Raw genomic sequence first — 11,223 nt, 5'->3', positions numbered from 1 at the left:
TCAACAACTGAAATCCTCTGCGATATAAATCGCTACTGCGTAAGTCCTACTATAAAGAGATAGAAGGCGATCTCCGCGAGCTGTTGAAAGAGTTTGGACCTCACCGTTCCTCTTATCGCCCCCAAGACCCGTTTTGGCGGTTGAAAAATGCTCGAAACCTTGAAGACCGGATTTGGGAGATACCGAACGAACACAAAATTAGCGAAAGTCGACGGTCGGACGGAACATCAACGGGCGATGCACTTATTGGCGATCTACGGGAACACGGAGTCGGCGGGTTCCTTCCGCCGATTGCTGCACAACTCCGAAACGACGTAGACTTGAGATTTGCAATAGTGGGTAGGCTCTTGGGTTCTCATTTTCCTGTCACGTACCATGCAGATATTCTACAAGCGGTTGGTATTGAATGGACATTTGGATGGGCGATCGGGATTCCTCCGCAACTCCAAGCCCCCGGACCTCAACTAAACCCCCGAAATCCCAGATTCCGTTCAGAAGTCTTAGAAGCCTACAGGCACCGCTGCGCGATCTGTGGGTTCAATGTGATGCTTGATGATCGTCCAATCGCGATAGAAGCTGCACATATCAAATGGCATAGTGCAGAAGGTCCCGACATCCCCCAGAATGGCATGGCACTCTGTGCCTTACACCACAAACTCTTCGACCGTGGGGTATTTACCTTGTCGGATGAACTAACTATCAGGGTATCGGAACAGGTGGACTCGACATCAATAGGTTTTGAAGAATGGTTAGCACAGTTTGATGGCAGAGACATTTATTTTCCGTCAGAGCAAACCTATTACCCGGACGAAGGCTATGTTCACTGGCATGGCGAACAAGTGTTTAAAGGGAGAATATGACTCCTAATAACTGAAAGGGTTGCGAAGCAACCCGCACCAACAACTGATAACCAATTATGAAAGGCACAAGACCCCTCAATAACACCGAAATCCGACTCGTTTCCGCCTGCTTCGACGGCACATTTGAAGCACGCAACCGCGGACTCTTCATGCTCGGCGTTTCCACTGGCGGACGCATCAGTGAGTTGCTAAGTCTACAGATCGGGGATGTCTATCAGAACGGACGCGCCGTGACCGATCTGCTCTTTGATAAGAATATCGTCAAAGGCGGTGAAGTCTCCAGAGCCGTGCCGGTGAATTCAGACGGCAGAGCGGCAATCGAAGAGCTTATCGCATGGCATCAGGCGCAATACAAAACGATTGCACCGTCCCGATCGTTGTTTCCCTCTCGGAACAAAAAAGGATATGTGCCGATGAACAGACAAACCGCACACGAGATGCTCAAGAAGGCGTTTCAAGCGGCGGGCCTGAGCTGACGGAAACCCCCAATACCGGTAGGAAAAACCCGTCTTGTGCCGGTTTCCCACGCATTACCGACAACCCATTCAAATTAACTATTTGTTAATTTTCTCAATCTTAAAGTTTTTCAAATTGCCTGTGAACATAGTGAACATGGGGGTTCGTGTTCTGAATCTAACGTTTTCACAGTTACGTTACATTCGGAAAGCGTCTTCCCAAAATACTTTTAAAACCTTGTCCTATTTGTCATAAGCTGCTTTCAAAATATGATTACTCTGTTTTTATGTTTTCGCCAAATATTTTCTTCAGTTCATCAGGGTCCGATATAAATGACTTATCAATCATCTTCTTAAACATCTCATCAATTTCTACCCATTCACGATCACGACGGGGCCGTTTCAATCCTTTCAGAATATGGTTCTGCAGGTCTTCGGCGTGTTGGAGATCCTCACACTTCCGGATACCAATCAATACCGGGTCACCTGTAGGATAATACGTTACAGGCATCCGAGTAGGTAACAAGTGCGTCGTAGATCTACCAATTTTAGCGTACCTCTTATTATCAGAATACCTCCACGCATACACTAAATCATAGTTTTCACCTTTAGGCTTAGGAGGTGATGAATTCGATCGGTTGTTTGATTTCTGTTTAGTCGAAACCCGATTGGAATCGTAGTCGGTAAGATTAGGGTTAAATCCTGATTCCGCTTCGGTAGTTTTTTTCGGAACTGCAGGAGGTACCTTTTGATCTGTCTCTGCCTCTTCCTCATCAATAGGCTTATATTCAGGCTCATTTGGCGAGTTAGACACTTCAACAGACGGAGGATCAGGAACTGGTTTTGATTCCCTTTTAGTAGGTACAGATGGAACTGGCTTCGCCTCTTTATCTTCAGGCTCATTATCTAGCTTATCACATGATTCAATAGAGGAGGGATCAGGGGCTGGTTTTAGTTTCTTCGCCTTTTCAGAGTTAGGTGTGGGTAAATCTTCGTTAGGTTTAATTTTCTTTTCTTCACCGTTGATATCCGGTCTAATTGTATCTGATGTCCCTAACCCAAATTTATTTTTTAGGGCTTCAACTAGCTTACAAAGCTCTATAACGGTCAGATTACAAATTTGGCTAACTAATTTTTTTATGTCAGCAGCCATGCTCATCTCCTTCCTTTCTTTAAGTTGCTTCAGATTCCTATAACGCCTCCCAAACCGCTTTGATAATAACGCCTGATGCATCATCCGGGTGTTCTGTCCCAGTCGCTTTTACTAATTCCTCGTTCCGCCAGAGGTTATAGCGGTTGCGGATGTCCCGACCCCAGTTGTTATGGAACTGAATGAGGTTTTCTTCTGCGGTGCTGAGAATCTCTGCTTTGGCGGTGTCGCTCAGGTTCTCGATGATGTCTGCGACGACTTCGGCTACGAATGAAGTTATCACATCTTCACCAAAAGGAGTTCTTCGATGAGTATTGTATCACTTTTCTGCGAAATAGACGACTTTTTTCTTGAATATGAGAAAATGAAATCCACACCGTGTCTCCCGGAGGCAACACGGATAGACCCCCGGGGACGTCCCCGAACCCTGCATCCGAGCGAGGTGATGACGGTCCTGATCGCTTTCCATCAAAGTGGGTATCGGACGTTTAAGCACTTTTATTTCAAACACGTCTGCGTCTATTGGCAGGCTGCGTTTCCACGGTTGGTGAGTTATACGCGTTTGGTGCAACTGAAAAAAGAAGTCTTGAGACTGCTGACGTTTTACCTCTCGACACACACCGGAACCTGTCGCGGTATCTCTTTCGTGGATTCGACACGGTTGCGGGTGTGTGATAACAAGCGGATTTCATTCCACAAGGTCTTTGCGGAGAAGGTTTCTGAACGCGGGAAAACCTCTATGGGATGGTTTTATGGATTCAAACTTCACCTGATCATCAATGACACGGGTGACATCTTAGACGTTGCGTTGACCCCCGGGAATAGAGATGACCGCAGCCTGCTTTGGGGGATGAACCCGGAGACGCCGCTTCACGGGAGTCTCTACGGAGATAGGGGGTATATCTCTAAAGACTTGCGGGAGAAACTCCGAAAGCAAGGCATCGACACAAACGCCACCAGCAATCCGAGGGTTATGTTCTTCTGAGACCCTATCCGCCAAGTAAGCATAAAAACGAAAGCCGAGGCATCAAGGACACCCCGGCTCCGTTTGGTTAAGGTTAGTTCAAACAAATTTTATCCCTGAAATAACCTCTTTGTTGCTACTACTCATTGGACGACTTCAATTCACCCCATGTAGAGGTAAGTTTGCCGGCGGCACCGATATGCCCTTTCAGGCGGATGCCACGGGTGAGCGTCTGACGATTCCCATCGAGGGAGATGTCTTCAATTTGGTAGTAGTATACGATGTTTGGTTGAGCAGTTGTATCCGTGAAGGTATAGAACTGCTTCTCACTGGTCGTGCCAGCACCGGCGATCATGGTCGCATTGATGACTTTGAACTCACCGTCGCGTTGCTGTGAACGCTTGATGAAGAATCCAGCGTTGTTCAACTCCGACTGCGTTGCCCAAGTAATCACAACTGCGCCGGTGGCTTTGTCGCGTGCGGGACGGAAGTGTGAGAGTTCAACGGGTAGCGGTCCACCTGCATCATAGCCAGGTGTTCCAGCGTCTTCATCGCTGCCATACCAGGTTGCGGGCCCATCGACGAGTGACGTGCTTGAGGCGAGGACCCAACCATTGGCATCAGTGCCCATTGTTGCCATGCCAGCATCCATCTCACGACGGATCAGCGAAGAACGCCCACTATCGTCCATCGGGATTTCCCAGGCTTCATCGGCACCGAGGTTGCCTGCCGTGTCGCCATAAGCCAACACACCGGTCATCTGGGGCGGTATCAGTGCCGCCATGAAACCTATGGAGCTGATGAACGCATACCGACCTCTTTGACCCACTTGGCTGGAGATGTCGACAACCCGATCACTGCCGGCTAAGTTGCTGGAGCTGCGGGCAGTGCCACCGACCAAGAGGAGCGATTTGCCCATCGTGCCGCCAGCACCTTCACCACCCCCGACACCGAGCGTGCCGCTGAGGTTGATACTCACGGTCGCACCAATCACATCTGCATCCGCAGCAGCGTTCGTTATCATCAAAGACCAGCCTGCAAGGCTCTTCGCTGCGCCAGAGACGTTGGTGAGTTCGATCCACTGTGGGAGTCTGCCACTACCCGTGTCTACCATGATCTCCGTAATCTTGATATCCATTGGACCTGCAACAGGGGCGGCAGGGGCGGGGGCAGGCGGTGGAGCAGGCGGTTCCGGGAACGTCACAGGCATCCCACCGGGACTACCGATATGCACACCTGGAGCATTCGCCTCAAAGTTTGAACTTGGGGACGTTGACTGCACCCAAGAACTCGCCAGCGTGCCTTTTGCGTAAGTGCCACCCGTCATCACACGAGACATAGAGATAATCGGACTGATGACAGGGGCTTGAGTGGTTGCTTCAACATCAATGTTCTTATCATCTTTAACCGTTATTCGTTTACCACTCGCACCACTTTGCCCCTTGCCTGCGATAGACCAATGGCCTTGGACAGCATCAACAGTGCCTGCAAGATCATGAAGACCTGCTGCGGGAGTTTCACCTCCACCATAGAAAATCAAATACGTGGTATTATCGCCATCCTGGGTCTTATACTCGCTCCCCGCATTATATAACTCAATCCATTGACTCTTGCCGGGATCGTCCAAACTCGCATCCGATCCCCACATGATCTCGGTGATCATCAAGGCATTCGGGCCCATGACCCCAATCGAGCCACCATTGGCGAGGAACGTCTCCAAGTTCGGGAGATCCCCATCGTCAATGACGTTATAGATCAACTCAGAAGCATTCCGTTCGTGGGGCGCTGGGGTTTTATCTATAGCACCCGGAGGTACATGAATAGAAGAACCCGCTTTATCCTCAGCAAGCACCAAGTAGCCACCCGCAGGGATGACTTTACCTTTCGGTAAACCGAACTTCATACCCGCGGCTTTCGGGGTTTTCGGGTCATCCTGTTTCGTCTTGACCGTCAGGATATTTCTACCTTCATTAAGAGAACTATCAGAACCCCTGATATACATTTCTTGAGAGTCACCAGGAGTAGGATTCTCGTTACTTGAAAAATTTTTGACTTTGATCGTGACCGTCTTCTCGCCTGGCTTCGTTTTGAGGGTAACGAGATACAAATGCAACATCCCATCCCGCCACGTATCTAAAGTATTCAAAACGGTAGTCCCATCAACCGCTGAGCCATCTGCAGCAACGAGACCACCTATCTGTGCTACTGTCATTGTTGCTATTGGCGATGTCAACTTAACAACCGAACTAATATCCGCTTCTGAGACTTCAAGCAAGTCTTTATTGAGACCCCCTTTAGGGTCTTCACTCAACAGCACATGAACCATAAAGGTTTCAGAAGTGACTGTTGCATAAGGCTCACCGACCCTGGCAATCTTCAAAACATCTGGCATGCCTGGAGGATTTACTGTTAACACATCGATCGTTAACTCACCCTTCGCGTTTGCATCGTCATCGTCACCAACATGGATACTTGCGGCACCAACCGAACCTGCTTTGACTTGGACGTATAACTTGGCAGTACCGGTGGGAAGAGTCATTGGTAGCGTGACTTCTTTTCCATCATCACTTATCGTTTCCGCTGTACTAAAAACAGTCGCAGGATCAAGGCTAAGGAAACCACCATCCATATTAGTAGCTTCAAATATAATATCGTCAGCCCTAGCAAAACCTTCACCTGCTCCTAACGCCACAACTTGACCAAATGTAATCTTAAGGGTAATCGTGAGAGCTTCCAACTGGGTATGATCCGCATGACTTACATCATTGTCATTTACATTCTCAACTGCAGTTGAATGCATTGCGGTAACCGTAGTGCTGAAATCACCCGCCATTACAGGAGTCACCACGAAAGCCAACGCAAATATTGTGATTAGACTTGTTAACGAAAATGCCATTTTCTTTGACAACATTCGTTCTATCTCCTTGTTCTTATGTGGAATAAAATGTTTGACGGATTGGGAGACCCAACCCTTACTTACCTAAAACCTTTATGTAGAAAATAAGAACGGACTCAGGGATTATTAAATCCGTATCTTGATTTGAACTTAACCTTTTGCACATAACGTTAAGTTTAACAGGGAAAATATGGGAAAAAACCCTCCAATTTCGCCAATTTTGATACATACAGTTAAGTTTTGTCCACAATTTCAGCAGAATTTCAACACACTTGGAGAGCCGGGAAAAGTTAACAAAAAGTAACAGGCAACCGAATTTCCGAAGACGTTGTGCTGATCCTCTGAAAATTAGCCACAGGAACCGCACTCTCTTGACGCTCAACGCCTCAGAAAAACATTTAGGGAGGGTACAGCGTGTTGTCAACGGATGGGAGGTCTTAAAGCCTAATGCTTTTTGGGACTGTTTCTCGTTTCATAGAGGCGGGGAACCCACCGCTCTCCACGAAGGGATGCTGCAGCCCTCAGAAGGATGTTGAGTGCGGCGGTGTCGTCGCGGTCTAAAGACGTGCCAGAAAACTAACAACTGAAAGTCCTTATCGCCAGGGGAGACCCGGCAGTGGAATTTCAAGGATGGGGGATAGAAGGAAAGGTGGAGATTAAAAACACCCCAGGGAAACGCTGGGGTATTTCAGTAGGAGTGAAGAGACTCCCTTAACAATCCCAATGCTTTAGCGTTGGGTCATAAGGGTTCGGGAGTCTTCCGAACTCTTAAATAGATTTGACATTGACACAGAATTGTGGTATAATTATAGTATCAAGTTGGCAGTCATAACGAGCGTTACCACTTGGTAACGTGGCTGCCTACCCACTCGTTAGGGGTTAAAGACTTGATACTTGATATACCATGATAAAGACACACAAAATTGCATTACGCCCGGACAGGGTTCAGATTGCATGGTTTTACCAGCAATGCGGTTATGCGAAGTTTGCATATAACTCAGCTTTGTCTGATTTTAAGGCGGAACTCTCAGCGGATAACTTCTTGTCCATGTATGACCTTAACAAACGCTTTAATCAGAAGAAGAAAGCGTTTGATTGGACGCAAGCACAAGATCAGCGAGCCGCGATGTATGCCGTCCATCATCTCGGTGCTGCTATAGACAATTGGAAAGCAAAGCGTGCGAAGTTCCCAAAGTTCAAGAAGCGCGGGTGTAAACATTCCTATACAACCGATGAGCAGGCCGTCCGCATGGCAGGCAAACGTATCAAATTACCTAAAATAGGGTGGGTCAAGACGTTTGAGGAATTGCGTTTTAAGGGGAAAATCGTATCTGTTACGGTCTCAAGGACCGCGCACCGCTGGTTTGCGTCCGTCTCTGTAGAAGTTGAGCCTCCTATCGAACGATGCCCTGTATCATCGGAGTTTATTGATTATTTTGCGTCTCATACCGATATTGGAACACCTGAGCAGATAGAACGTTCTATCTACCCCACTCTCGGTATAGATGTAGGCATTTCGACGCTCGCAACGCTTGACACTGGTAAAAAGTATGAGAACCCGAAACCTCTGAAGCGATATGAGCGAAAACTCAAGAGAGAACAACGCAAGTTGAGTCGTAAAGTTTTCTTGAGTCAGAACTGGTACAAGCAAAAGCGAAAAGTAGAGCGTATCCATTATCGGATTGCGTGTATCCGACGCGATGCCCACCATCAAGCGACAACCGATATTCTCAAGTGTGCATCCAGAATCGGTATTGAGACGCTACAGGTTACGAACCTGCTTAAGAATCGAAAGTTAGCAAAGGCGTTATCTGATACGGCACTCGGAGGTTTTCTTGAGAAACTCAAGACGAAAGCCCAAGCATTGGGTATCCCGATTGTGCAGGCGGATCGCTTTTTCGCAAGTTCTAAAATCTGTAGCAGTTGCGGACATAAAAAAGATGCCTTAACGCTGTCGGCTCGGGAGTATCACTGTAGCAACTGTGGTATGTTTCTCGATAGAGATGTCAACGCAGCAATCAACTTAAGAACCCTCGCCGTGGGATACACGGAGAGTTAAAACGCTTGTGGAGTTTGTGTAATTCCTCCACTTGCGGGAGGTTACAAATGACGAAGCAAGAATCCCACGACTTTAGACGTGGGAGTGTCAATAGAATCCACCACCGGACAAGCAGAAAGAACAGGAACGGAAGGCGCAATGAGGAAGGGACCGGGATTGAGAAATGTGGGAATCTCCCGAGAGATGTAGATTTGAGAAGATTGTAATTCGATAGGAATTATTTGTAAAATAAAGCGGTATTTTACAAAATTATTGAAAGATTTACAAAACCAAGAATCTACGTCATATTCTCCAGTATGGTGGTGAGGTTATCAAGGGTTTTTGTGAGTTCTGCGTGTGCCTCGATGAGTGTTCTTTGGTTTTGAAGTGCGGTGGCGAGTTGGTCATTGAGGAATTGCTCACGTTTCTGGGTATCTTCCAACGCCTTACGGAGTCGCTCGTTCTCCTGCCGGAGCGCAACTCTGACAAAATCGACGGACTTGTCCCCGGCGTATTCGAGGTACCCATCGGGGATGTATACGTTGCCGTAGAGACGCGAGAGTTCGCTGTGTGCGATGACCTGATGTTTCCGCTTCCTGTCTGGGTTCTCTACGGCGGTGAGGTTCTTGGCTTGTATCTCTTTGTAAAGCGTTTCCTGCGAGATACCCAGTAGATCGGCGGCTTGTGCGACAGAGAGATAGATTTCTTGATTCATGGTATTGAGTAACACTCCTAATCCCCTTATCAGGGCAGTCGGCAGGCACAAAACCTGCCCTATAATGAAGTGGACGGCACAGGGTGCGTGCCTGCCTGCCCTTATATATTAAAGTATATACTAAAGTGCAACGGCACTTGACTTTTAGGGGTAGAAATACGTATAATTAAATTGGACAGAAGTTAAACCTACCGCTTCAGTCATCAGGGGTCAGTAACAAAACACTCACAGGGAGGATACGCACGTTAGAAGTTTGCACTACAGAATAAACCAAATGGCGATTTTCATGTATTTTACACGTTTTTGACGAATTTCGCACCTTTTTTGATAAATCATGCACCTTTTTTGAAAAAAACTGCATTTTTTTGAAAAATAATTTGACAAGAAGCGTTATATAGTGTAAAATTAATGGCGTAAAGGGTTGAAACGCGAGATTTTTCATACACTTACGCGAGGAATTTACGATGCGCCGCTCAAACACAAAAATGATTTTGACTGCATGTGAGATGTCTTTCGCTGGGAAAACGGATAATGAGATAGCGACGCTTCTCGAAACGTCTGTCTCAAATGTCTCCCGTTGGCGGAAAAGTCCAATGTGGGTAGAGTTTGAACAGGAACTCATCTCAGCACATAAAGAGTCATTGTTAGAAGCACATCGGACAACCCTTGAAGATAGCACATCGTAGTGTGCAACAGAGTTGCAACCTAACAGAATGTGCAAAAGGTTAAGTTCAAATCAAGATACGGATTTAATAATCCCTGAGTCCGTTCTTATTTAGGTTTTAGGTAAGTAGGGGTTGGGTCTCCCAACCCGTCAAACATTTTATTCCATAAGAACAAGGAGATAAAACGAATGTTGTCAAAGAAAATGACAGTTTCGTTAACAAGTCTAATAACAATTTTTGCTCTTGCCTTCGTAGTGCCGTCCGCTATGGCGCAGTTTGAGATAAAACTGAGTGTAGGCGACGCAGATATGAGTTTTGCTGATGGTAACCAAGTGGTATATGGCTCAGCAATTACGATTAAGATTATGTCTACAAAGGTAATAAATTTTCAGGGCACTGATGATGCTGCAAGTGGCACAGACTTAGGAGATGACGATTTCACGGTTATTGCCTATAATAAGCTTGGTGGACAGGTTGTTAGTGGTGCGCCTACACTTGGGGCAATAAGTATAGATGGAACTGCCGATGGCATGCATTATATGGCAGATTTAAGTTCTCTTGCTGCGCCTGCTTCTGATGCAGCGGCTAATGTGGCAATAACACGGGTTCTTGTCTATCTACCAAAAGAGACCGTAGAACTTGCGGATCCGAGAGCCGAACTTGATGGTACCACAAGAAAGGCTGCAGGGAAAAATAAAGAGGCCTCCATTGAACTTCATTATGTTGCTGCGGCAGAAGGTGACGCTGGGCCTGACGCTATTCCAGTAGGTCAGCCAGTTGTAAATAAAATTGAGAGGGTCGGTAGTGAGCTGCGTCCTGTCACTGCTGATACTTTTGAAGTCCTTATTACACTAAGTGAAGAACCTCGCAAAGACGGCTTCAAGAAAGATCATATTGATGTTTCACACGCAACTGCTGGGGATCCAACTTTTTTAGATATGATGATGGAAACCCGTGCAAGTGCTGGCACATTTACTGCAGGTGACCTAGCATCCAGTGGTCGTAACATGATGCTTTATCGCTATATTGTCGTTATTACGCCGAAGTATGAGAATAAGAACGACATTGTTGTTAAAGTAAAATCATTCTATGATCAGGAAAAGATGATGCCAAAAATGTATATGCCCCCCGCAGCAAATGGTTATACAGAGGGTATGGACCAACTCACCGTCAAGGTTGGTCAAGAAATTCTTAAAGATAAAGCGGCAGGTCTTGAGGTAGTGATTCCCAAGGAGATCCGTATTCCTGCGAGTGGATGGACTGTCTTTGCGAAAAACGAGGGCAATTCGGGCATCGTCAATAATCCCGGTAACGATAAGGACGAACCGAAGGCGAACGAACGGACGCCTGCACAACTGAAGTATAACCTTGTTGGATTAGGCGGTTTGCCGAACTTGGAAACCTTCCTCGCTAATGGTGGCACGATTGACCTTATCGGTTCGGGGCTCTACATCAGTGAAATTATGTGGGGTTCGGATGC

General features: G+C 46.9%; 7 protein-coding genes and 1 pseudogene. 5 read left to right on the top strand and 3 right to left on the bottom strand.

Going from position 1 to position 11,223, the window contains the following annotated elements:
• Window positions 1-17 precede the first annotated feature (17 nt).
• Window positions 18-860: a restriction endonuclease gene (locus F4X55_04480; GenBank protein ID MYC40252.1), complete on the top strand. Its 843-nt coding sequence runs from the start codon at window positions 18-20 to the stop codon at window positions 858-860.
• A 56-nt stretch (window positions 861-916) separates the two neighbouring features.
• Window positions 917-1,333: pseudogene (locus F4X55_04475) on the top strand (phage integrase family protein).
• Window positions 1,334-1,589: 256 nt separating this feature from the next.
• Here the strand turns inward: F4X55_04475 and F4X55_04470 are convergent.
• Window positions 1,590-2,552: a hypothetical protein gene (locus tag F4X55_04470; protein MYC40251.1), complete on the bottom strand. Its 963-nt coding sequence runs from the start codon at window positions 2,550-2,552 to the stop codon at window positions 1,590-1,592.
• A 220-nt stretch (window positions 2,553-2,772) separates the two neighbouring features.
• On the opposite strand from F4X55_04470, the gene F4X55_04465 reads away from it, so the two are divergent.
• Window positions 2,773-3,450 carry an IS982 family transposase gene (locus F4X55_04465; protein ID MYC40250.1) on the top strand — a complete coding sequence of 226 codons (678 nt, stop codon included), beginning with the start codon at window positions 2,773-2,775 and terminating at the stop codon, window positions 3,448-3,450.
• 118 nt (window positions 3,451-3,568) lie between these two features.
• Here F4X55_04465 and F4X55_04460 read toward each other — a convergent pair whose 3' ends face one another.
• Window positions 3,569-6,340 carry a lamin tail domain-containing protein gene (locus F4X55_04460; protein MYC40249.1) on the bottom strand — a complete coding sequence of 924 codons (2,772 nt, stop codon included), beginning with the start codon at window positions 6,338-6,340 and terminating at the stop codon, window positions 3,569-3,571.
• An 889-nt stretch (window positions 6,341-7,229) separates the two neighbouring features.
• On the opposite strand from F4X55_04460, the gene F4X55_04455 reads away from it, so the two are divergent.
• The gene (locus F4X55_04455; GenBank protein ID MYC40248.1) at window positions 7,230-8,384 is read left to right on the top strand and encodes a transposase; all 1,155 of its coding nucleotides are present in this window, start codon (window positions 7,230-7,232) and stop codon (window positions 8,382-8,384) included.
• A gap of 277 nt (window positions 8,385-8,661) precedes the next feature.
• On the opposite strand, the gene F4X55_04450 is transcribed toward F4X55_04455, so the two are convergent.
• Window positions 8,662-9,078 carry a helix-turn-helix domain-containing protein gene (locus F4X55_04450; GenBank protein ID MYC40247.1) on the bottom strand — a complete coding sequence of 139 codons (417 nt, stop codon included), beginning with the start codon at window positions 9,076-9,078 and terminating at the stop codon, window positions 8,662-8,664.
• Window positions 9,079-9,931: 853 nt separating this feature from the next.
• Here F4X55_04450 and F4X55_04445 point away from each other — a divergent pair.
• The coding region (locus F4X55_04445; protein ID MYC40246.1) for a hypothetical protein at window positions 9,932-11,223 on the top strand (1,292 nt) is incomplete at its 3' end.

It is taken from the genome of Candidatus Dadabacteria bacterium (genome assembly GCA_009840385.1).
In the GTDB taxonomy this organism is placed as follows: Bacteria; Desulfobacterota_D; UBA1144; order Nemesobacterales; family Nemesobacteraceae; genus Nemesobacter; species Nemesobacter australis.
Note: the sequence above shows the minus strand (reverse complement) of the source record. Positions and strands in the feature narration are given on the sequence as shown.

What these genes read in the sequence shown, in the direction of transcription:
- F4X55_04470 (MYC40251.1), bottom strand. Translation starts at nt 2,552, where the DNA reads ATGATGCATCAGGCGTTATTATCAAAGCGGTTTGGGAGGCGTTATAGG.
- F4X55_04465 (MYC40250.1), top strand. Translation starts at nt 2,773, where the DNA reads ATGAGTATTGTATCACTTTTCTGCGAAATAGACGACTTTTTTCTTGAA.
- F4X55_04460 (MYC40249.1), bottom strand. Translation starts at nt 6,340, where the DNA reads ATGTTGTCAAAGAAAATGGCATTTTCGTTAACAAGTCTAATCACAATA.
- F4X55_04455 (MYC40248.1), top strand. Translation starts at nt 7,230, where the DNA reads ATGATAAAGACACACAAAATTGCATTACGCCCGGACAGGGTTCAGATT.
- F4X55_04450 (MYC40247.1), bottom strand. Translation starts at nt 9,078, where the DNA reads ATGAATCAAGAAATCTATCTCTCTGTCGCACAAGCCGCCGATCTACTG.